20 protein-coding genes and 1 tRNA gene are annotated in these 22,617 nt (G+C 57.5%); 10 read left to right on the plus strand and 11 right to left on the minus strand.

Features of this window, described 5'->3' with window-relative positions; translation table 11 throughout:
* Positions 1 to 147: 147 nt before the first annotated feature.
* Complete coding sequence (locus HUO12_RS04785) at positions 148 to 2,475, minus strand: NAD(+) synthase (RefSeq protein ID WP_176272514.1); 2,328 nt, start codon at positions 2,473 to 2,475, stop codon at positions 148 to 150.
* Between the two features lie 187 nt (positions 2,476 to 2,662).
* Here HUO12_RS04785 and yghU point away from each other — a divergent pair, with 187 nt between their 5' ends.
* The 3 genes from yghU (at position 2,663) to HUO12_RS04800 (ending at position 5,104) form a co-directional block, all read left to right on the plus strand.
* A complete protein-coding gene (gene yghU, locus HUO12_RS04790; RefSeq protein ID WP_176272515.1) occupies positions 2,663 to 3,517 on the plus strand; it encodes a glutathione-dependent disulfide-bond oxidoreductase in 855 nt (284 codons plus the stop codon).
* A 72-nt stretch (positions 3,518 to 3,589) separates the two neighbouring features.
* On the plus strand, positions 3,590 to 4,975 hold the full coding sequence (locus tag HUO12_RS04795; RefSeq protein WP_176272516.1) for an MFS transporter: 1,386 nt from the start codon (positions 3,590 to 3,592) through the stop codon (positions 4,973 to 4,975).
* 54 nt (positions 4,976 to 5,029) lie between these two features.
* A tRNA-Gln gene (locus HUO12_RS04800) sits at positions 5,030 to 5,104 on the plus strand.
* A 146-nt stretch (positions 5,105 to 5,250) separates the two neighbouring features.
* On the opposite strand, the gene HUO12_RS04805 is transcribed toward HUO12_RS04800, so the two are convergent.
* The 8 genes from HUO12_RS04805 to HUO12_RS04840 form a co-directional block, all read right to left on the minus strand.
* Positions 5,251 to 6,279, minus strand: a complete 1,029-nt coding sequence (locus tag HUO12_RS04805) for an acyltransferase family protein (RefSeq protein WP_176272517.1) — start codon at positions 6,277 to 6,279, stop codon at positions 5,251 to 5,253.
* Positions 6,280 to 6,486: 207 nt separating this feature from the next.
* Positions 6,487 to 7,197 (minus strand): retropepsin-like aspartic protease family protein, encoded by a 711-nt coding sequence (locus tag HUO12_RS04810; protein WP_232367309.1) that lies wholly within the window; start codon positions 7,195 to 7,197, stop codon positions 6,487 to 6,489.
* A gap of 9 nt (positions 7,198 to 7,206) precedes the next feature.
* A complete protein-coding gene (locus HUO12_RS04815; RefSeq protein WP_176272518.1) occupies positions 7,207 to 8,166 on the minus strand; it encodes an NAD(P)/FAD-dependent oxidoreductase in 960 nt (319 codons plus the stop codon).
* A gap of 42 nt (positions 8,167 to 8,208) precedes the next feature.
* On the minus strand, positions 8,209 to 9,195 hold the full coding sequence (gene egtD, locus HUO12_RS04820; RefSeq protein WP_176272519.1) for an L-histidine N(alpha)-methyltransferase: 987 nt from the start codon (positions 9,193 to 9,195) through the stop codon (positions 8,209 to 8,211).
* Complete coding sequence (egtB, locus tag HUO12_RS04825) at positions 9,195 to 10,508, minus strand: ergothioneine biosynthesis protein EgtB (protein ID WP_176272520.1); 1,314 nt, start codon at positions 10,506 to 10,508, stop codon at positions 9,195 to 9,197. The genes egtD and egtB overlap by 1 nt, the downstream gene beginning before the upstream one ends.
* 81 nt (positions 10,509 to 10,589) lie before the next feature.
* Positions 10,590 to 11,687, minus strand: a complete 1,098-nt coding sequence (locus tag HUO12_RS04830; protein WP_176272521.1) for a GGDEF domain-containing protein — start codon at positions 11,685 to 11,687, stop codon at positions 10,590 to 10,592.
* Positions 11,688 to 11,801: 114 nt separating this feature from the next.
* Positions 11,802 to 13,178 carry a class II 3-deoxy-7-phosphoheptulonate synthase gene (locus HUO12_RS04835; RefSeq protein WP_176272522.1) on the minus strand — a complete coding sequence of 459 codons (1,377 nt, stop codon included), beginning with the start codon at positions 13,176 to 13,178 and terminating at the stop codon, positions 11,802 to 11,804.
* A 133-nt stretch (positions 13,179 to 13,311) separates the two neighbouring features.
* On the minus strand, positions 13,312 to 16,269 hold the full coding sequence (locus HUO12_RS04840) for a M16 family metallopeptidase (protein WP_176272523.1): 2,958 nt from the start codon (positions 16,267 to 16,269) through the stop codon (positions 13,312 to 13,314).
* Between the two features lie 131 nt (positions 16,270 to 16,400).
* Here HUO12_RS04840 and HUO12_RS04845 point away from each other — a divergent pair, with 131 nt between their 5' ends.
* The 7 genes from HUO12_RS04845 to HUO12_RS04875 all read left to right on the plus strand — a co-directional run bounded on the left by HUO12_RS04845 (position 16,401) and on the right by HUO12_RS04875 (position 20,711).
* The gene (locus HUO12_RS04845; RefSeq protein ID WP_176272524.1) at positions 16,401 to 16,982 is read left to right on the plus strand and encodes a NifU family protein; all 582 of its coding nucleotides are present in this window, start codon (positions 16,401 to 16,403) and stop codon (positions 16,980 to 16,982) included.
* Between the two features lie 28 nt (positions 16,983 to 17,010).
* Positions 17,011 to 17,619 carry a malonic semialdehyde reductase gene (locus HUO12_RS04850; protein ID WP_176272525.1) on the plus strand — a complete coding sequence of 203 codons (609 nt, stop codon included), beginning with the start codon at positions 17,011 to 17,013 and terminating at the stop codon, positions 17,617 to 17,619.
* Positions 17,620 to 17,657: 38 nt separating this feature from the next.
* Entirely contained in the window at positions 17,658 to 18,281 is a 624-nt protein-coding gene (gene tsaB / locus HUO12_RS04855; RefSeq protein WP_176272526.1) for a tRNA (adenosine(37)-N6)-threonylcarbamoyltransferase complex dimerization subunit type 1 TsaB, read from the plus strand.
* Positions 18,281 to 18,742 carry a GNAT family N-acetyltransferase gene (locus tag HUO12_RS04860; RefSeq protein ID WP_232367310.1) on the plus strand — a complete coding sequence of 154 codons (462 nt, stop codon included), beginning with the start codon at positions 18,281 to 18,283 and terminating at the stop codon, positions 18,740 to 18,742. Before tsaB ends, HUO12_RS04860 begins: the two co-directional genes overlap by 1 nt.
* A gap of 121 nt (positions 18,743 to 18,863) precedes the next feature.
* Positions 18,864 to 19,304 (plus strand): MucR family transcriptional regulator, encoded by a 441-nt coding sequence (locus HUO12_RS04865; protein ID WP_176274292.1) that lies wholly within the window; start codon positions 18,864 to 18,866, stop codon positions 19,302 to 19,304.
* A 95-nt stretch (positions 19,305 to 19,399) separates the two neighbouring features.
* Complete coding sequence (locus tag HUO12_RS04870; RefSeq protein ID WP_176272527.1) at positions 19,400 to 19,822, plus strand: Fur family transcriptional regulator; 423 nt, start codon at positions 19,400 to 19,402, stop codon at positions 19,820 to 19,822.
* Positions 19,794 to 20,711, plus strand: coding sequence for a lysophospholipid acyltransferase family protein (locus tag HUO12_RS04875; protein WP_176272528.1), 918 nt, complete (start codon positions 19,794 to 19,796; stop codon positions 20,709 to 20,711). Before HUO12_RS04870 ends, HUO12_RS04875 begins: the two co-directional genes overlap by 29 nt.
* Positions 20,712 to 20,724: 13 nt before the next feature.
* Here HUO12_RS04875 and HUO12_RS04880 read toward each other — a convergent pair whose 3' ends face one another.
* Together HUO12_RS04880 and HUO12_RS04885 are read right to left on the minus strand one after the other, a co-directional pair.
* Positions 20,725 to 21,609 carry a LysR substrate-binding domain-containing protein gene (locus HUO12_RS04880; protein ID WP_176272529.1) on the minus strand — a complete coding sequence of 295 codons (885 nt, stop codon included), beginning with the start codon at positions 21,607 to 21,609 and terminating at the stop codon, positions 20,725 to 20,727.
* Between the two features lie 78 nt (positions 21,610 to 21,687).
* A complete protein-coding gene (locus HUO12_RS04885) occupies positions 21,688 to 22,611 on the minus strand; it encodes a hemolysin family protein (protein WP_176272530.1) in 924 nt (307 codons plus the stop codon).
* Between the last annotated feature and the right edge of the window lie 6 nt (positions 22,612 to 22,617).

Consider the following 22,617-nt stretch of genomic DNA (forward strand, 5'->3'; position numbering starts at 1 on the left):
GATATTTGCACAAGCTGAAACTACAGTGCAGCAACCAACCAGAAACAGAGCGCGCTTCATCATGTAATTCCTCGCTTCAGCCGAAACGAAGTTGTGCGAAGAAGTGACTGAATAGGTGGTGAATTACATCAGCCTTCCGCTGACACGCTAGGCTTTGGGCACATTGCGTTCAAGCTCATCCAGCCACAAGTCAGCAACCGCATCGGAGGGCGCGCGCCAGTCGCCGCGCGGGGACAGCGCCCCGCCCGCGCTCACTTTAGGCCCGTTGGGCAAAGCGCTACGCTTGAACTGGCTGAAGCCGAAGAAACGCTTGAGGAAGTTTTCCAGCCATTTCGAGATCGTCGCGAGGTCATATTCGTTCTTGGCTTCGTCAGGAAAGTCGATTGGCCATTGCCCTGCGCTTGCATCTTTCCACGCGTGATAAGCGAGGAATGCGACATGGCTCGGCTTCTGTCCCCAGCGGATGATGTGGTGCAAGAAAAAGTCATTGAGCTCGTAAGGTCCGATAATGTCCTGCGTGCTCTGAATCTTCCCGTCCGCACCTGCGGGCACAAGTTCAGGGCTGATTTCAGTGTCGAGCACATCGGCAAGGACCGCATCGACGCCTTTGTCGAACTGCCCGGTCGCGATCGTCCAGCGGATGAGATACTGGATAAGCGTTTTCGGCACGCCTGCATTGACACCGTAATGGCTCATGTGATCACCAACGCCGTAAGTGCACCAGCCCAGCGCCAGCTCTGACAGATCGCCTGTGCCGACCACCCATCCGCCGTGCTGGCCCGCCAGCCGGAAGAGATAGTCCGTGCGAAGGCCTGCCTGCACATTCTCGAATGTCACGTCATAGACAGGCTCGCCATCCGCGAAGGCATGCCCGATATTCTTCAGCATCGTGCGCGCTGTGGGGCGAATGTCGATTTCTTCCGCTGTTGTTCCAAAGGCTTCCATCAAGCGCCAAGCGTTTGACTTAGTCCCTTCCGACGTCGCGAAGCCCGGCATGGTGTAGGCGCGGATATCGCTGCGCGGTCGTGCAAGCCGGTCCATCGCTTTAGCGGCAACGATCAGCGCATGGGTGCTGTCGAGCCCGCCGGAGATACCGATGGTGAGGCATTTGGGCCTGGTCGCCTGAATACGCCGCATGAGCGCATCGACCTGAATGTTGAAAGCTTCGTAGCAATCCTCGTCGAGCTTCTCGCGCCGGTTGGGCACGAAAGGAAAGCGCCGGATCGCGCGCTCCAGCCCGATATCTCCGCCTTGCGGCTGATGGTCGAACATGATGTTACGATAGCTGTCTTCGGGACGCCCCGCTGCCTCTGCCGCATCATTCCAAGTCTGCATGCGCAGACGTTCGGCGAGCAAGCGCGGCGTATCGATATCCGCCACGCAAAGCTCAGGATGCAGATCGAAGCGCGTGCTTTCCGCCATCAGATCGCCAAGCTCGTAGATCATGCCCTGCCCGTCCCAAGCTAGATCCGTGGTGCTCTCGCCATGACCGCTGGCGGAATAGGCATAGGCGCAGATAGAACGAGCGGAACTTGCGCGGCAAAGCATGTGCCTCTCATCAGACTTGCCAATCGTGATGTTGGACGCCGACGGGTTCAGCAGGATCGTCGCGCCGGCGAGCGCCGCTTTGGTGCCGGGCGGCTCCGGCGCCCAGACATCCTCGCAAATCTCTATCCCGAACGTGAATCCGGGCTGGCCCCTTGCAAAGAAAATCAGGTCCGTTCCGAATGGGACGTCCTCGCCCGCAACCGTCATAGTCAGGCCAATGCAATTGCGGCCATGCGCAAAGTACCGCTTCTCGTAATATTCGCGGTAATTGGGCAGGAAGCTCTTTGGCACGACGCCAAGGATCGCTCCGCGTGCGATCGCAACCGCGCAATTGTAGATCCGGCCACTGCGGCGCAGCGGTGCGCCTATGACAAGCACCGGAGCAAGTCTGCAGCTTTCTTCAACGATACGCGCGAGCTGCTCTTCCACTGCATCGAGCAAGGCCGTCTGCAAATGCAGGTCATCAAGCGCGTAGGAGGACAGCGACAATTCGGGATAGAGCAGCAGATCGACATGACGCTCCTGAGCGACTTTCGCCTGTTCGAGTATCCCTTTGGCATTATACACGACATCGGCGGTGCGCACTCGCGGGGTGCTGGTCGCGACACGGACAAAGCCATGCTTGTGAATATCGAAGAAGGCTTGCGAAGGATCGCCCCTCCTCTTGCCAGTAACTGTTCGCTTAGGTGATGCCTCGGCATCCACCTCCTTGGAGGGCGTAACCCAATCTTTTGGCTCGCAAATTCCGAGGTTAGCCAAGCGTTGCTGTACCGGTGCGCGCGCAACCTTACCCTTCGCTTCCCAGCCATAGACTGTGCGGCTTGGCCATGGCTTGGGATAACCATATTGCGCGCCAAACTCCTCTGCCGATAGTGGGGGATCCTGCGCTTCACGCCAGGTGCGAATTTTCAGTCCAGCCTTATGCATACTCCGGCAGTATCCTAAAGGGATACCAAGCGCAAGTCCATTTCGCGAGGCAGACAAAGCGCCCGTTTGCTCCGCCAAAGCAATCCTTGCTCATCCAAATCGGGCTATTGCTCTTGTGCCCGTAACCACCAGACGCCACTTAGCGAACACGTCAAGCGAGCCCAAAGAGACAAGGAGCCTGCCCAGTATGTCTGACACAACCTACACCCCGCCCAAAGTCTGGACCCCCGAGAATGACGAGGCGGGACGCTTTACCGGCATCAACCGCCCGACCGCGGGCGCGCGCACCGAGAAGGAATTGCCCGTCGGCGACAATCCGTTCCAGCTCTATTCGCTCGCGACGCCCAACGGCGTCAAAGTGACGATCATGCTGGAAGAGCTCATCGAAGCCGGTCACACCGGTGCTGAATATGACGCCTACACGATCAACATCATGGATCAGGACCAGTTCACCAGCGGCTTTGTTGGCATCAACCCTAACTCCAAGATCCCGGCCCTAGTCGACCGCAGCGGCGACACGCCTATCCGCGTATTCGAATCGGGCGCAATCCTGATGCACCTCGCTGAAAAGTTCGGCGTCTTTCTGCCGACCGATCCTGCTGCCCGCGCTGAGACGCTGAGCTGGCTGTTCTGGCAAGTCGGCAGCGCGCCATTCATCGGCGGCGGCTTCGGCCACTTCTACGCCTACGCACCGGAGAAGTACGAATACCCCATCAACCGTTATTCCATGGAAACCAAGCGGCTGTTCGATGTGGCTGACCAACGCCTTGCAGAAACACGCTTCCTTGCAGGCGAGGATTACACCATTGCGGATATGGCAGCATTCCCGTGGCTTGCACCATTCACCACCGGCCAGATGTACAATGACGCCAACACCTTCCTGTCGATTGACGAATACACAAACGTGAAGCGCTGGGTCGACGAGATCATGGAACGTCCCGGTGTACGCCGCGGCCGGATCGTCAACAAGACATGGGGCGAAGACGACGAGAAACTGATTGAACGTCACTCACCGGCAGACTTTGAAGGCAAGAAGTATTAAAGACCTTGGACGAGCAACCCCCTCACGCCACAATGCAGCGGAACTCCTTCGCCACGCAAAGGTAGCCTAAGCATGCAACCAGACCCATCCGAGCCCGTCAAACTGCGCGAGAAGCTCGGCTATGGTGTGGGGGATTTGGCCTCTGGCCTGATCCTTCCCTTTTTCGGTTATTACCTGCTTTATTACTTCGTCGATCTGGGCGGGCTCGCGCCTGCCGCGATCGGACTGATGTTGCTCGTCACAAAACTGATCGATGCCGTAACCGATCCGATGATGGGAGCGATATCCGATCGCACCCGCACACGTTGGGGACGCTACAGGCCATATCTCCTGTTCGGGCCGATCCCGCTCGCGCTCAGCATTGTGTTGATCTTCAACGCGCCGGACGATTGGGGCGACACTGCCCTGCTCGCATGGGCCTATGCGACATATTCGCTGTCGATGCTCGCTTTCACAGCGGTCAATGTCCCTTATGGCGGGCTGCTAGGCGTCATTTCCCCCTCCTCGAAAGTCCGCGCCAATGTGACCGGCTTTCGTATGTTCTTTTCAGCCGCCGGCGGCATTCTGTTCGGCGCGCTCGGCACAACGCTGGTCCGCGAGCTAGGCGGCGGAGACGAGAAGCTCGGTATATTGCTCACGATCAGCTGCATTGGCGCAGTGTCGGTCGCATGCTTGCTGATTACCTTTGCGACAACCAAAGAGCGTATTCCGCCTGCTGAAACGAATGGTTCGATAGCAGGAGATTTGAGTGTGCTGGTGCGGACAGGTCCCTGGATCGCTGTCGCCATTGCCGCGATCCTCGGCGTGACAGCCATCGCTTCACGCGCAGGCAGCGCGCCGTTCTTCTTCCGCTATGTTGCAGGCGATGACGGAACGCCGGTTTTCCTGTTCCTCGATCGGCCTGCCCTGTTCCTGACATCGCTCGCGATTGGCCAGGTCAGCGGTGTGATCATCGGCATTTTTCTCCAGCGGTGGTTTGAGAAGTCGCATTTGCTGATTTCCGCTGGGTTGCTGAAGTCAGTCATGATCGCAGCCTTCTGTTTCCTGCCGCTCGATGCGGTCTGGACACAGACAGCAGTGCAATATGGTGTCGGGATCGGATTTGGCATGCTGATGGTGCTGAGCTTTGCGATGTTCACGGATATCGCCGAATTCATCGACTGGAAATCGAACCGACAGATGACAGCGCTGGTGATCGCCGCATCCGTTTTCGGCGTAAAAGCCGGCATCGGGTTTGGATCGGCGATACCCGGCTTCGTCCTTGGACTGACCGGCTTCGTGACGGACCAGGCGCAATCGGAAAGCGCGCTAATGGGAATCCAGCTCGCGTTTGCGATCATTCCGGCTGCGATCATGATACCCGCCGCAATGGCGCTGGGATTCTACAGCATCAACAAGCGCACAATTGCGCAAATTGAAGAGGATTTGTCGGCTAGACGCACTCCTACACGAATTTAGGTGCACAAGGCCCTTCACATCCGCGCCCAAGGCGCTATATCCGCGCGCTCTTGCTGGGGTGTAGCCAAGCGGTAAGGCACCGGTTTTTGGTACCGGCATGCGCAGGTTCGAATCCTGCCACCCCAGCCATTAATTCTCAAACCAACATGCATTTAGGATCGACCCTGCTAGCCTTAGCGATGGCAGGTTTGGAAGCGGAGCGCCTTGACGCGCGCACGTCCAAAGAACATTCCTGCGAGCCTGGCCATTTCCACGAAGGTAAAGCCAGTTGAAGCTCAGGCGTTTGCCCTGCCTGCCGATCTGCTTGTAACTTCGGTGTTTCGCATCTTGCGCCGCCGACGGAAGTAATTCGTGACCGGGCGTTCCACGATCCAATAGCTGATGACACCGCCGATAATGCCGCCTATAATCGCCAACACAAAGCCCGGCAGAGAAGGCAATCCAAGTTTGCTGACGATCATTGCAGCAATTGATACGGCCAGCCCGTGCCACAAATAGACCGAATAACTCGCATCACCCAGAAGTTCGAGACCGGGGATGACGCGTGGCTCTCTCTGCGTTTCTAGCGCGAGAACTCCGGCAAGCATCAGAACCGCCGGTATGCCGTAAAGGAGGCTACGCGGCAAATCCCAGGGCGCAAAGGAGGCCGCGATAAACAGGATGGCACCCAACAGTAGTGTCGGATAGGCAGGCAGCCGGTTCCAACCAGTCTGCATGATCCAGGCGAGACCGATCCAAGCACCGAATACAAATTCGAGAATTATACTGTCCGAATAGAATGCCAGCGCGGGCGACGCGACGCCCGTCAGCGGCGCAATGACCACGAGGCTAACGAGGATTACGGAGAGCAAAATCACTCTCAACATCGCACCGCGAACGAACAGAAGCGCGGCGAAGATAGTGTAGAAAAACATCTCGTAGTTGAGGGTCCAGCCCGGGATTAGCACCGGCCAGGTCTGGTCAATCACGGGAGATGGTGCGGGCAAGAACAAATAAGACGCAATCGTATGCCACCATTCAAGCCGCATATTCGGGAATAGCCCGGCAAGGCCGCCTACGACCATGACGCTGGTGGCAAGCCAGTAAATTGGCACAATTCGCTGAATGCGATCCTGAACAAACCTCTCCGGTCGCGTTTCATCGTTAGTTATGGCAACCATCAGAAACCCACTGAGGACAAAGAACAGATCGACGCCGTAGGCGCCTGCGGCAAAGGGATAGCCAAACCGCTCACCAGCGTGGAAGATCAGAACGCCTGTCGCAGCAACTGCGCGAAGATATTGTATTGTAACAAGTTTACGCATGACGGTTATCGCGAGTTGCTGCCCCTCATTCCCCGGATAGCAACGCTTATCCTCTAAGCTGCGTACAAGTGAAAGGCCGCACAGGCCACACTGTCTCAAAATGCGTCGCACAACAGGGCATAGTCTTACCAGTAAGGGAGTAATTTGGCGCGATAATGCCTACGCCGGATACTTGCAGAACGGGCTGCAGCCTCTCCCCGGCTTTCCCTACTTTTGCACAGTAAGCGGCTCTTGCGGGTTGTTGGGCACGAGGATCATCGTGTTGCCTTCCACTCTCCACGAGGCGAGCCGTGTAAGCAGGTTCATCCCGATGACATTGGTGTCGCCAAGCGTTGGCGCAATGACCACATCGAGGCCACGTGCCGCGACATTGCCGAACCGGATTTCATCAGCTGTCGCAAGTTGCGCCGCAACAGGTCCGTTTGCGGTTCCAACGGTCACAGGAAGCCCGCCTCGACGCGGTTCAAGCCCTGCGCGCTGAGCCAATCCGCTCGACACAGCGGTTAGCGTCGCACCTGTATCGACAAGGAAATTGGCTGGCGCCCCATTGAGCTCTGCGCGCAGCCAGAAATGACCATCTCGAGCCAGCGGGATGCGCGTTTCCCCGCCCTCGACCACTTGCTCCGGCAAGCCGATCTGAGGAACAGCGACTTCCAGCCTTGGGTCAAGCCGCGACAATTGCAACACAACCACCACCAGAATACCGACCAATGCCAGCGTGCTGCCCGTGCGGATGAAGCCGCCGAAGCGAACACCTCTGCGTGCCATCACAGCGCCGATCCACCCGATCAGGACCGCTGCAAGCGCGGCTATGAGCAATTCGGAACGCGGGATCGCAGCGATCGCCGCTGCTACGTTGTTCCAGAGGTTCTCGATGCTCATGAGCTCAATATAGGAATGCTGGGCGGCAGCGTCCATGGAGTGGAGCTATTTGGCTCCTAGCACCGCGTTTGCAAGCGCTGCACCGGAGAGCCATGCGCCTTCAACGCGCGGGCTATGCAGCCAATCACCGGCAAGGCCAATGCTCTGGCTGTCATCCCAGATCGCCCCTTGCGAATTCTCCACAACAGGCATGGCATATCGCCAGCGATGCGCCGTCAGGTAATCAGGTTTTTGCGACGCGGCGCCGGTTTGGTTGAAGAAACCGGCAAGCAGAATGTCGGCCGCGTCCTCTTTCTCCAATTCGAGCAGCTCTTGCGATTTTTCCGGAGACGCATGGATGACCCAGCTCTCACCGCCTTTGCGCGAAGGCTTGGCCCCATTGCGGGCAGCCCAGGAAATCGGGCCATCTTCGCTGCGAATAGTGTCCGGCAGACTGTTCAGCGGCTTGTCGAAATGCGCGAGCACTGCCCAACACGGCAAAGAGCGAGTTGCGCGCGCTTGCGCAGCCAATTGCGGCGCCGCGTCTTTGAGCAACTCCGCGACCTGCTCTGGCGGGATGGCGACCAGCAGCTTGGCGCAATTATATTGCTCGCCAGCTACGCTCACTCGCCAACCTTCACCGTTATATTCGGCAGCTTCGACCCGCGCGCCCCAAATCACATCGAGCTGTTCTGCCATATGTTTGATCGGGCCGTTCATCCCCGGCGTTCCGACCCATGCATCATCGCCTGCAACAAGCCATCGCGCAGCAGCGCCCGCCTCTGCCCATATCGCGACAGCTTCGCGAAAAGCGGGATCGCGCGCAGTGAAATATTGCGCGCCGTGATCGAAGTGAAGCTGGCCTTCTGGCAGATCAGCCCGCCGCGTCGCCATGCGGCCGCCCGGCCCGCGCCCTTTGTCGAACAGCCGCACGCTCAGGCCAGCGGTTTGCAAAGCGCTCGCGCAGGAAAGTCCAGCCATGCCTGCGCCGATTATGATGATGTCAGTTGAATTGCTCGCGTTCATGATGCGCTCAACGCCTCGAACGCGAGCAGGTTTCCGCAGAACTCAGGGAGCGTTACGCGCGATACTCGCTTTCGCAAGGATCAGCGAGAAGCGTTCCTTCTTATCCAGCCAACGGGTCACCGGAGTCCACCCTCCAGCCAGCAGCAATGTGTTCGCGCTGCGCCGGTCGAACTTGTGGCTGTTTTCGGTATGAATTGTCTCACCAGCAGCCATCTCGAATGCCACGCCGGAAACTTCGAAAGCCAGCGCCTTCTGCGCCACCAGATGCATTTCGACGCGGGCATAGTCGTCGTTCCAGCGCGCTTCATGGCGAAGCTCGTCAACCGGAATAGTCCCATCCAACTCACGATTGATCCGGCGCGCCAGATTGAGGTTGAATTCCGCCGTTACGCCAGCCGCATCGTCATAGGCGGCTTCAAGCACATCGACCGGTTTGATGAGGTCCATCCCGATGAGAAGTTGCGACTTCTCGCCAAGCGTCGCGCGCATCGTCCGCAGCAAGTCCACCGCAGTGCGCGGCACCATATTACCAATCGTAGAGCCTGGGAAAAAGCCGAGTTTCGGAAACTCAGCAATCTCGCCTGGCAATTCGACCTGCCGCATGAAATCGGCTTCAACAGGATAAACAGGAAGGCCGGGAAACTTAGCTCTCAAATCTTCAGCGGCAGCGCGTAGAAAATCGCCTGAAATATCAAGCGGTACATAGGCCGCAGGACTAATTGCGTCGAGGAGCAGCGGCGTCTTCACAGAGCTGCCAGAGCCAAATTCGACAACCGCGCGCCCCGGACCGATCTGATCGGCAAAGGTCCCTGCCCGCTCAGTCAGGATCTGTGTCTCTGCCCGTGTCGGATAATACTCCGCCAACTGCGTGATATCTTCAAACAGCTGTGAACCCGCGTCATCGTATAGCCACCGCGCAGGGATAGCCTTCTGCTGCTGGCGCAGGCCAGCCAGAACGTCCGCGCGGAATGCACGGTCCACGCCATCCGCATCCAGATCAACCAGTTTCATGCCTTTGGCTTGTGCCATTACGTGTCCTTTGCGAGCCTCAGGCCAGTGAACTGCCAACGCTGATGCGGGTAAAAGAAATTGCGATAGGACGCCCGTGAGTGGCCGCGAACCGTCGCACAGCTTGCCCCTTTCAAGACGAACTGCCCGCTCATGAACTTGCCATTATATTCGCCCACTGCACCTGATGCAGGCTCGAACCGCGGATAGGGCAAATAGGCAGAGCGAGTGAATTGCCAGCAATCGCCGAACAGCCCTTCGCTTGCCTGTGGCAATGGCGGAGCAGCCGCATCAAGCTGATTGCCTTCCGATGGTTCGTGTGCTGGCGCGAGGCTCGTGCTGTCCTGACCACGAGCGATTGCTTCCCATTCGAATTCCGTTGGCAAGCGCTTTCCGCTCCACGTCGCGAACGCATCGGCTTCAAAATAGGAGACGTGCGTTACCGGCGCGTCCGGGAAGCGCGCTTGCAGTCCTTGATGGGTGAAATGCGCGTCGCCCTCCCAGTAAAGCGGTGCGGCTATTTCGTTCTCGCCCACCGATGCCCAGCCATCTGACAGCCAGAGCCGCGCATCCCGATACCCGCCATCGTCGATAAATTCTTGCCATTCCCGATTGGTGACAAGCCGCTTTGCGAGCGCAAATGGTTCCAGCAGCACACGATGCTGCGGGCCTTCGTTGTCGAATGCGAAACCAACCCCGTCATGACCGATCAGCGCAATCCCGCCGGGATGCTGATACCAGCCTTCCTCCTGAGGACCCCGCATAGTCGGCACTCCACCCCAGATCGCTGGGCGACAAGGGTTTTGGAAAAGAGCGTGCTTGATATCGGTCAGCAACAACTCGATGTGCTGCTGCTCATGCGCGATGCCAAGCGCAATGAGATCGCGAAGATCCTCGCGCTCCAGCAAGGCTTCCATCGCCGCATCCACATGATGCCGCCAAGCGACTATCTCATCGAGCGTCGGGCGGGACAGCATCCCGCGAGAAAAACGCGCGATCCGCTCGCCTTCAGCCTCGTAATAGGAGTTGAAGAGAAACGGATATTGCTCGTTGAAAAGAGTGTAATCAGCTGCGTGGTCGCGCAGCAGGAATGTTTCCCAAAACCACGTCGTATGCGCTAAATGCCATTTGGCAGGTGACGCATCTTCCATGGACTGGATAGTTGCATCGGCATCGCTCAATGGGGCTACAAGTGCTTCTGAAAGAGCGCGTGTCTTCGCAAACTCTTGAGCGAGCTGATGCGGTTCATGAACTGAATGACGCGCGAGCCTGTCGGGCACGGAAATTCTCCTTCCAGCTTCCGACCTTGCGTCAGGCTCATGCCGGAAAGGCATTTGAATTGAAAGGGAATGCGCGAAATATTTTACACGGAGGCCCGACAGGCCAGATTGACATTCCAGCGCAAATTCGAAGCGCTAAGCCGCCATGCGCACTGCATTTCGCCCGCTATTCTTCGCTTCGTAAAGAGCCTCATCCGCACGCGCGAACAGCGACAGTCCGGTATCGCCTTCATCGGCTGTCACACAGCCTATGCTGATCGTAACCGGAGGGACAGACGCCATGGCACTTCCCAGCGCGATCGCCTTTCTCAAGCGTTCGCTGATGACTTGAACGAAATTCCGGTCCGCGCCGGAAACGATCCAGACAAACTCTTCGCCGCCAATTCTCCCGACAACATCGCCTTCGCGGGCCTGTTCGTTGGCGATACGCGCAATGCGTTTGAGCACTGCATCGCCAGCCAGGTGGCCGTGCTCGTCATTGACGCGCTTAAAGTGATCGACGTCGAACAGGACCAGCGATAAGGGCGCACCTGTGTCGCTCTGGTCGGAAAGCATCCGGTCCAACTCGTTCATAACATAGCGGCGGTTTGCCAGATTAGTCAGCGGATCACGATTGGCTTCGTCGCGCGCGTGACGCGCCTCTGCCATGGCGATACGTTGAGAACGCTGCAGACGTTCTTCGCGTTCAACAAGGTGCGTTACATCAAGGAACACCGCGAAAATCCGCGGCGCCCCGCTTTGTTCATGGCGCATCCGCGTCATCCGCATCTGGAGGAAACGTTCGGTCTGATCGAGCCCATGAACTTTCAGCTCAGCTGAGATGATGCGGTCATGCCTGCTCGCTTTGCGGGCAAGCGCCACGAGATCGATATGGTTCGCTTCAAGAAGAGTTTCCGCGTCCCCCTCTTGGAACGGCTCATTATCATCAACGCCGAACAGATCTCTTAGACCGCGCGACCATTCCTGGCGCTGTTCGGCGGGGCAATATTGCCAGACACCAAAATCACCGAGTTCCTCTGTCATGCGCAGGACGCGAGAGAGATTGCCAAACTGCTCGCGTCGACGGCGCAAAAGTGCGTTCTTGCGGTCGATTACTCGCCCGAGGCGCGCCGTCTGGAAGGTCTGGAATGCGGCAAAAGTGATCGCTGCCCAAAACAAGCTGAGCATGATCTCATTGGCAAAGGCATTCCATGTTTCCATCTCGCGGCCCGGGTTCGCTTTCTTGCGCTCCAAAAAACTCTAAACAGAGCATTAGGCACAAATCGTCACGATAAAGGCGCGCGGGCGCAGGGATGGCTCCCTAGAACCGGGAAAGAACGGAATTAACGATACTATCCGAGCTGGCGTTTAAGCGGCGTCAGCAGCGCGGCGCTCAACAACCTCATCATTGAGCATTTCCGCTAGCAGGAATGCAAGCTCAAGCGATTGCGCTGCATTTAACCGCGGGTCGCAATGCGTGTGATAGCGATCACCCAGCGCATCGTCTGTGATTGCCACAGCACCGCCTACGCATTCGGTCACATCCTGTCCGGTCATCTCGATATGAATGCCGCCAGGGTGCGTACCTTCCGCGCGATGAACAGCAAAGAAGCCCTTCACTTCAGTGAGGATGCGATCGAACGGCCGCGTTTTATATCCGCTATCTGATTTGATCACATTGCCGTGCATCGGATCGCAGCTCCACACGACGGGGTGCCCTTCGTTTTTGACAGCGCGCACGAGACGCGGAAGGCCTTCTTCAACCTTGTCATGACCGAAGCGGCTGATGAGCGTCATGCGGCCTGCTTCACGTGCAGGATTGAGAGTATCGAGCAGACGCAGCAGATCATCGGTTTCAAGGCTAGGGCCGCACTTCATCCCAAGCGGATTGCTTATTCCGCGAGCGAATTCGACGTGTGCGCTGCCGGGAAAGCGGGTGCGATCCCCGATCCAAACCATATGCGCGCTTGTGTCATACCAGTCGCCGGTCAGCGAATCCTGACGCGTCAGAGCTTGCTCATAGGGCAGTAGAAGCGCTTCATGGCTGGTGTAAAAGCTTGTACCTTGTAACTGGGGGACAGACGCAGGATCGATTCCGCACGCTTCCATGAAGTCCAGCGCTTCACCAATCCGGTCTGCTGTTTCGGCGAATCTCTCTGACCAAGGAGAGCGGCCCATAAAATCAAGCGTCCACTGGTGCACTCGCCTGAGTGTGGCATAGCCGCCCCCCGCAAATGCGCGCAGGAGGTTGAGCGTCGCTGCCGCTTGCGAATAGGCCTTGACCATGCGCATCGGGTCATTGCGTCGCTGCTCGGGATCAAAATCGATCCCGTTGATGTTGTCGCCGAAATAGCTCGGCAAAGTCACATCGCCCTTGGTTTCCGTCGCCGAACTGCGCGGCTTCGCGAATTGCCCTGCCATCCGGCCGACCTTCACAACCGGACGCTTGCTGGCGAACGTCATAACGACAGCCATCTGCAGCAATACGCGGAAGGTATCCCGAATATTGTTCGGATGAAACTCAGCGAAGCTTTCCGCACAGTCGCCGCCTTGGAGCAGAAAGGCATGTCCGTTTGCAACGTCTGCAAGATCTGCTTTCAGCGCGCGCGCTTCACCTGCAAAAACAAGCGGGGGATAGGCCGCAAGCGTGGCTTCGGCTTCGGCGAGCTCGTTCGCATCTTCATACACGGGCAAGTGCCGCGCTTCGTGCGATTTCCAGCCTTCAGGATTCCAGTCTTGAGCCACATCGAATCTCGTTCTTCGGTTTGCTATGCAGTGTTAATCGGTGCGCGCGCCTACACGGCCTGCGGTAGAAATGCAAAGCCGCAGCGCTCAATCCGCAAATAATATTTCAAGCCGCTGTGATCGCCAAATCCGCTTATCTTCCCATCATGGCAGGCGCTGAACGCACTGGAATGCGGTTTTCCGGCACACCCTCTGCCAATGTCTGGCCTTCAGGAATGATAGCCAGTTTGAAGCCCGGCCTTGCTGCAAGATAACGCTGCGCGAGTATTTGCATGATCCTTGGCGTGGTGTTGGAGTAATCACCAAGCAGGGTCGGCATGGCTGTCACACGCCGGCGATCAAAGCTCGCACCTTGCAAGTTGAACAGCCAGAAGCCGTGGCCGGTTGTCGCGCGGCTGATCAGATTGCGAAGCGGCTCCGTCACGCGGTTGATCTCGTCCGCTTCAACCGGCTGAGTGGCGAGGTCATTCGCAATCCGGTTTGCTTCAGCAAAAAACACCGGGACATCCTCGGGCTGCAACTGAGCGATCGCCAAGATCTTCCCGCCGCTATTCAGATCAACCGGCCAGTCGGATATGACTTGCGGCGCATAGCTTGCCCCTGCCCGCTCGCGCATGGCGTCCATCAAGCGATTGTTGAACAGCTGAGCGAGGATTTCAATCTGGCGCGACTCCCTAATCCGCTCCATGCCGCCCCCGGTCGGCCACGCAATTGCTACGGCAGCTTGATTGGCATCGCCGCGGTGGGTCAGTACCTGGGTGTCAGCATCGGCTCCCGGGAATTCGGGCACACGCATGGCCACCTCTGTCGCGATCCCTTGGCGCGGCGGCAATGCGCCAAACGTCTTGCGCAGCGCCTCGACGGTTGCATCCCTGTCGATGTCGCCGAAGACCATGACTTCCAACGGACCTTGCGAGAGCAGCGGCTCCCACACTTCGCGGAAACCCTCAGGCGTGACCTGATCCATCATAGCCGGGTCAGGGGTCGCGAAGCGCGGATCGTTTGATGTCAGGAAGTATTCCAGATCGCGATTGAGAACCCCGCCGGGGCTCGTCGCATACGTATCATAAGCAAGCTTTGCCGCAGCCTTAGCGCGGAGCACCGGATTCTCATCCCAACGCGGCATGCCCAGCTTCGCTGCAAACAAGTAGAGCTGGTCTGCAACGTCAGCAGAGCGCGTTTGTGCAGTGAAGCTGAATACCGCGTCTTCGATGGCAAAGTCGAAGCCCATCTTTCGGCCAGTCGCCAACCGGTCGAGCTCTTCTTGGCCAAGCTCGCCCAATCCGGAGCTTACCAGCGCCATTTCGCCCAATGCGACGTAAGGCGCATCTTCCGGCCCGAACGCACGATAGCCAGAGCCAAAGCGAACTTTCACCGTCACGCGGCCCGGCTCGTCGGCTGTGGTCCACAATACGGAGCGCACTCCATTGGCGAAATGCACGCGCTCGATGTCGAGCAGACCAAGTGGCTCGTCGAGCACAATTTCGCCCGGCTCACCAAGTGGAGGCAGCTCATCGAAGGAGATCGTCTTGGCGGCCAGCCGCGCGCTGGAATCAGGCGCAACATCGCGCGCCATCGCCATACGCAGAGCGGCTTCGCTCGCATTGTCGGCCTTGGGCGTAACTAGCACGCCGCGGATGACATCGCCTTCGAACAGTTTGCGCGTGCGGGTGAGCACTTCTTCCGGCGTGAAGCGGGTGCGCATGTTGCGGAACACGTCAAGCACGGTCTGCGGAGAGGCGACAGTCTCGCGAATGTCGACGGCTTGCACCAATTGATCGGCCACGCTTGATCCGGAGAGCACAGCCGCCTGTTCAACTTCACTGGCAAACGCGATGTCGAATTCTGCAACCTCGCGGTCGATCTCCTCCTGTGTAGGCGCAGCGCTCAATGCATCGGCTATCACACTGCGAACATCATCAAGCGCAGCTTCCCAGTCCTCGCCCAATGGCGCGAAGCTGACAAAGGTCGCATCGGTTGAGCGCGAGACATCGTCCTGGCTGACTTGGGCATACAGATAGGACCCGCCGCCGCGTGCTCGCGCTTCCAGCCGTCTATTGATGATCGCTTGTCCGATTGCATCGAGAAGCAGGCCTTCGTTGTAGACAATGGTATCCTGAACTGGCCGCCATGGACGCATGACCGCGTAAGTCAGCGTACGCGGCAAGTCCGGCTCGACAACCACGGCCATCTCGCCAATCGGATTGGCCGGGTCTGCGCCCGCAGGCGCAACCGGATCGCCGAAATCCGGTGCTGGTTCGCGAACGCCCTTGCCTTCCCAATCGCCAAACCATTGTTCGACTAGTCGCGCGAGCTCGACAGGATCGGCATCTCCTGCGATCACGATCACTGTGTTTTCAGGTCGATACCAGCGATTATAGAACGCTTGGACGGTCTTGTCTCTCGCAGCACTGAGGGTCTCATCAATCCCGATAGGGTTACGTTCCGCCAGCCGTTGACCGGCAAACAGCGTCCGCCGCGTTGCGTCATTGACGCGTTGGCCAGCACCGCCACGCTCTCGCTTTTCAGCCATGACGATAGGCACTTCTGCATCGACATTGGCTTGGCTCAAAACTGGCTCGCGGATCATGCCCGAAAGTAGCTTGAAGCTCTCTTCAAGCTTTGCGCGCGTTACGCCGGGTAGATCAAGCTTGTAGACTGTGTGCGTAGGGCTGGTTTCCGCATTGGTATCGCTGCCGAACGTCGCGCCGAGCCGCTGCCAGGTCGGGATCGCTTCAGCAGGTCCGAGATATTTGCTTTCACGGAAAAGCAAATGCTCCAGCAAGTGCGCATAGCCTTGTTCGCTGTCTTGCTCGTGCAATGAGCCAGCATCAACCCTTACCCGGATGGAAACTTGACCGGGCGGCACGCCGTTTCTGCGCACAGCGTAACGCAGCCCGTTTTCCATCTCGCCGAATAGCCATTCCTTGTCCTGCGGGACATCGCTGCCTTCATAAAGCCAGGGCGTTTTTTCACCTGTCTGAAGGCTGGCGGGTGCTGTGGGAACAGCGGTCTCTTGCGCCGAAGCAGCAACAGCAATCGGAACAGCGAGAACGGAAAGAGCGCAGAGCGCGCGAAAAATCGATTTCATGGTTGCAAATATAGGGCGCGAAGGTCTGAAGGGATAGTGAACGCGGCCGCTTTTTTGCCGAGGGCTCGGCTGATCGCAAATTCCGTCGCGTTCACCTTGTCGGCATGCGCTTCGCCTCCTACATCTGGTTCATGTTTATCGAGACAGAAACCACTCCGAACCCCGCTAGCTTGAAATTCCTGCCGGGCCGCGAAGTCATGACCGGCGGAACGCGCGAATTCGCGACTCCAGAAGCGGCAGAAGCAAGCCCGTTGGCGCAAGCGATTTTCGACACTGGAGAAGTTGTGAATGTCTTCTTTGGTGGTGATTTCGTCTCAGTCACAGCAGCGCCCGGAGTCAATTGGTCAGACTTGAAGCCGCAGGTCGTTGCGATCCTGCTCGACCACTTCGTTTCTGAAGCACCACTGTTTGCAGGCGGTGACGCCTCGGGCATAGCGGTTCCTGCTGATGACACCGCACTGATGGTTGAAGAAGACCCAGCAGACGCAGACATCGTCAGCCAGATAAATGAATTGTTGGAATCTCGCGTGCGCCCAGCGGTTGCAGGCGATGGAGGCGACATCGCCTATCGCGGGTTCAAGGACGGGATTGTCTATCTCACCCTGCAAGGCGCATGCTCCGGCTGCCCGTCGTCGACCGCGACATTGAAGCACGGGATCGAAGGTCTGTTGAAACATTATGTCCCGGAGGTTGTTGAAGTCAGAGCAGCCTGACTATTCGAAAAAGACTCTCGGGGACTTCATGACCAAACAATTCCACGACCACACACTTTCTTCCGACGCGCTCGACCAGATTTTCAACGAAGCGCGCACTTACAACGATTGGCTGGACAAGCCTGTTTCGGATGAGCAGCTCCACGCCATTTGGGACCTGACCAAGATGGCGCCGACCTCTGCCAATATGCAGCCGGCGCGGATTGTCTGGGTGAAATCGGAAGAGCAGAAAGCAAAGCTCGCTGAGTGTGCGTCAGATGGAAACAAGGACAAGATCAAGGCGGCGCCTGTCACCGCAATCATCGGCTACGATATCGACTTCCACGAGGAGCTGCCTTGGCTGTTCCCGCATACCGACGCGAAAAGCTGGTTTGAAGGCGATGAAGAAGGTCGCAAGGAAGGCGCATTCCGCAACTCGTCTTTGCAGGGAGCATATCTGATCCTTGCTGCACGCGCTGTTGGTCTCGATTGCGGACCTATGTCCGGCTTTGACGCGGACAAAGTCAACGCGACATTCTTTGCTGACGAACCGCGTCACCGCGTCAATTTCATCTGTTCCATCGGCTATGGCGATCCGGACAGCATCTTTGACCGCTCCCCTCGCCCCGACTTTGACAAGTTCAACCGCATAATCTGACTTGCGAGCTATGATTTGGTCAGGCAGTGCGCTTGGCCATGCGAACGCTCGCCATCGAGACCGCCACAGAGGCTTGTTCCGTCGCCTTGTTCGACGGATCGATGATCATCGGCGAGTATCATGAAATGCTCGGTCGCGGCCATGCGGAGCGTTTGATCCCGGCGATTGCGGGGCTTCCTGACAAAGGCCGTGCGGAGCGTATTCTCGTATCGCTGGGGCCGGGAAGCTTTACCGGCGTGCGCATCGGTATTGCTGCAGCAAGAGCGCTAGGCTTTGCCTGGAATGCCGAAGTGCTCGGTTACCCAACCTTGGCGCTTGTCGCCGCTCGCTCATGGCAACCTGATCCGCGGCCGGTGACAGTCTGCATGCATGCAGGACACGGCGAATGGTTCGTCCAGAATTTTGCGAATAGCGTTCGCGCAGAGGATGGGGTTCGATCGCTTTCGCCCGATGCGGCCAAACGGGCTTGCAGGCACGATGTCATCGCAGGCAATCGCGCGCAGGCTCTTTCCGACATGTTCGAGGACAAGAAGCTCGTGCTCGATCTATTGCCCGATTCGCGCAAGACTTACCTGCTTCACGAGACGCAGCTGTCGAGCGATCTCACACCGATCTACGGCCGCGCGCCCGATGCGAAGCTCCCCGCAGGCGCTCAAAAGTAATGGATCAAGTCGATCACATCATGGCGATCATGGAAGTCGCGTTCGATCCGCAATGGGGTGAAGCGTGGAACCGCAGGCAAGTAAGCGATGCCCTGGTCATGCCTCACACACATGCAATCTTGCTCGCAAATGACCACGCAATCTGGTCTGGAAAAGGCGATGCTCCTGTGGGCTTTGTCATGAGCCGTCATGCAGCTGATGAAGAGGAGTTGCTGCTTATTGGCGTTGTCCCGGAAGCACGCGGCAAAGGCATCGGCAAAGCTCTGATCAAAGCGCTGTTCGAGCATGCCTCAGCGCGCGGAATGGCCAAGGTTTTTCTCGAAATGCGCAGCAACAATCCAGCTGAACATCTCTATCGGCGAATGGGTTTTGAACCCATTGGACAGCGGAGTGACTATTACCGGCTGGCCAACGGTGGCCGAATGGATGCCATTACATTCGCTCGTATGCTTGATACTTGAGCGCGCAAGTATTTAGGCCGGGCCATACGCAGTCGCCTGCCTTGCATTACATAACTGACAGGTTCATGGCTTGCTGATCACGGCAAAAGCCGGATCAAAAGAAAAAAGATGCGAGGAACTCATGAGCGATATCGAACTCGAAATGAAAGAGACTTTGATTACTTTGACCTCTGATATTGTTGCAGCTCACGTCAGCAACAATGCAATCGAGGTCGATGAAGTCCCCACACTGATTGGCAATGTCTTCAACGCGTTGGCCAATCTCGGCGACAATGAAGGACCTGCAGAAGCGCGGCCAGAACCTGCGGTTTCCGTCAGAGCATCTGTCAAAAAAGACCACATCGTTTGTCTGGATTGCGGCAAGAAGATGAAGATGCTCAAACGGCATTTGTCGACAGAGCATGATATGACCCCCGAGCAGTACCGCGCGCGTTGGGAGCTGAGCACAGATTACCCGATTGTCGCGCCCAACTATGCCGAAACACGCCGGGACCTGGCGAAAAAGATCGGCTTGGGCCGACTACCGGGTCAAAAACGGGGTAGACGCAAAAAGACGGCATAAAGGCCCAGTCCGCGTCGTCATTATGGGCACTGCCCTTGAGTGCGGCGGCCTGCCGGATTAAGGACTACCGAGTGCTATGGAAGTCGGAGGTTTGATTGACCCAGCGGATTGACCTTGAACAACTGTGTGCCGACAAGGGCCTTCGCATCACCGAGCAACGCCGTGTGATCGCAAAGGTCCTCTCCGACAGCGACGACCATCCAGATGTCGAACTGGTACACAAACGCGCTTCAGCGGTAGATTCGGGTATTTCCATTGCGACAGTCTATCGGACGGTGAGGTTGTTCGAAGAAGCTGGCATCCTTGATCGACACGATTTTGGTGACGGGCGAGCGCGCTATGAAGCCGCACCAGAAGCGCATCATGACCACTTGATCGACGTTGAGACAGGCAAGGTCGTAGAATTTGTCGATCCCGAGCTTGAAGCCTTGCAACGGGTGATTGCCGAGAAGCTAGGCTACCGCCTAGTCGATCACCGGATGGAGCTATATGGCGTCCGCCTCGACCGAAAAGATTAGTGACAAGGCCCGGCGTCGGGCCGAGAAATATGGTCGCAAACGGATGGCTGCGATGCGGGGTGAAAATGTCCCGCTCACAGTAACAGGCTGGGTTCGTTTTCTTACGCGCACTCTTGGCATTCTGGCGCTGCTTATCGTCTTTGTGCCGCTGCATTATGCCTATCGCATCTTTGCCTATGGCTCCCCATTCCCCATGTTGTTCCTGCGTTACACCGCGCGGATAGTTGGCGCGCGTGTAAGGATCATCGGAACACCCCTCAGGCGCGATGTATTCTTCATCTCCAACCACTTGTCCTGGGTGGACATCCTCGCTTCAGCGGGCGCCAGTGGAACAGCCTTCGTCGCTAAGCAGGAATTGTCGCAAGTTCCTGTTATCGGGTGGCTTTGCCGCTTGAACCGGACGGTATTCGTGAAACGCGAGCACCGGATGGGCGTGGCGGAGCAGATTAACGCTCTAAGAGAAGCCTTGGAAGACAATTGGTCAGTGACTGTCTTCCCTGAAGGCACGGTGACGGATGGGCATTCCTTGCTGCCATTCAAGAGCTCAATGCTATCTGTGCTTGAGCCGCCGCCAGCAGGTGTGATGGTGCAGCCGGTCATGCTCGATTATGGCGAGAACGCAGCAGAGATTGGCTGGGTGGGCGATGAGAACGGCCTGCACAATGCGAAGCGGATCATGGCACGCAAAGGTACTTTTGAGCTCCGGATCAATTATCTCGAGCCCTTCAGCCCGGAAGTCTATCGCGGGCGCAAAGCCATTGCTGCAAAGGCCCGTGAGGAGATCGAAGCAGCGCTGGTCGCGGCACTGGGAAAACCCCTGCGCGACTTCCAGCATACGGTTGAAGCGATCCGTTACACCGCGCCGGAAGAAAACTTCCCGTTAGAGTAACGCTTCGGGCAGCCTACAGTCCCGCCCTTACCAGCCAGTCATGGAACAAGCGCACTGGGCGCAGCTCAAGCGCGGTCGGTTTGCAAACGAACCAGTAACTGTAAGGGCTTTCCACTTCGAGCCCAAAGAGGTTGGTCAAACGGTTGTCCTCTGACCTGCGCAAATGGTCGTCATGCATGATCGCAATGCCCAGACCTTGCGCTGCGGCCTCCAGCATCAACTGACCGGAGTCGTAGTGATCGATCGCTGCCGGATCCAAGTCCTCACAATCAAGCGCGCGTTTCCATGCTTCAAAGCTGGCGGGCAATTCGTTGTGAATAAGGAAGGTCTGCTTGGCGAGCATTTCCTTATCCAGCTCTGAACCAAGCTTGGTTGCGACTTCCTGGCTCGCGATGGCGTGGACCATATTATGATCGAGCCGGACAGCGTGAAGATTGGTGTTTGGCCCTTGCGACAAGATGATCGCGGCATCAAGCGTATCGCCAACGCGATCCTCTAAATGCGGTCCGGTGTCTATATCGATGTGCAGCAGCGGATGACGCTTGCGAAGCTCCCCAAGGCGCGGGAACAGACGCTGGCTGCCAAACAGCGGCAAAACGCCGAGCCTCAGGCGCAAGAGCGAGATATTGTCCGACTGGTTCTCAACCGCCCGCGCGAGCGCTTCGAGATGCGGGTTAACAGCCTCGTAAAACGCCTGCCCTTCATCGGTGAGCTGCATTGATTGGCGGGCGCGAGTGAAGAGCTTTTTGCCGACAAATTCTTCCAAGTTCGCGATCCGGCGCGACAATGCAGACGGGCTGAGCCCAATCTCCTCAGCGGCGGCGCGAGCTGAACCCAGCCGGACAGTTCGCATGAAGGCTTCAAGAGCACGAAGGGGCGGAAGGCGACGTGATGGCATATGTTTTCTTACCTCTCATTCGAACTACGCATGAGAGGCCAAAAAAGATGCAAAAAAATGCACCAAACTCGCAAAAATTCAGGTGTTACTTGCAGCTTCTGCGTTGATTGGAGCGTGCAATCGCAAGCGTTTCACATGCGTTTCATCGCCTGCTGTGACTTCAATTCGCCAGCCGCTTTCATGTTCCACAATCGTACCCACAGGCGGAACCTGTTCAGCGAGGACGAAGGTCAGACCGCCGAGCGTGTCGACCGACTCCGCGACTTCAGCAAGGCGAGGATCGACTTGTTCCGCGATGTCATCAAGTTCAGCGCGCGCATCCACATCCCACTGCCCATCACCAATCGGTACAATCAGCAACTCAGGCGCTTCGTCATGCTCGTCTTCTATCTCGCCGACAATTTCCTCGACCAGATCCTCAATCGTGATGATTCCGTCTGTGCCGGAAAACTCATCCAGTACGATCGCCAAGTGAACCCGGCGGGCGCGCATGTCAGCTAGCACGTCCAATGCTCCGCGAGCCTGCGGCACATAGAGCGGCTGGCGCATCAGCGTAGTCCAATCACGCGGCGGCTCTTGCTTCTCAGCGAGAAAGGGAAAGACATCCTTGATGTGGATCATACCGATCACTTCATCCAAGGTTTCGCGATAGACCGGCATGCGCGAATGGCCATGCTCCGAGAATGCCGCAATCAGCTCATCCCAGCTTGAGGACGTTGGCACCGCGATGATCTCACCGCGCGGCACAGCAACATCATCTGCATCATGCTCGCTGAAGTGTAGCAGGTTGCGAAGCATCTGACGTTCGACAGGCGAAAGGTCGCCATTGTCAGGCGTCGCGACATCTTCGTCGCTGTTCTCGTCCTCATGTTCGTCAATTGCTTCTTCGAGCTGCGCGCGCAAAGAACGGTCGCTGCCGCCCAGCTTCAAAACTTTTCGCAAGGCGGGCAAAAGCCCGCTTCTACTCTCCGCGTCTCCCGCGGCGGATGGGGAATCGGGCATGGCCCT

Origin of the sequence: Altererythrobacter lutimaris, assembly GCF_013371495.1 — a bacterium.
In the GTDB taxonomy this organism is placed as follows: Bacteria; Pseudomonadota; Alphaproteobacteria; order Sphingomonadales; family Sphingomonadaceae; genus Erythrobacter; species Erythrobacter lutimaris_A.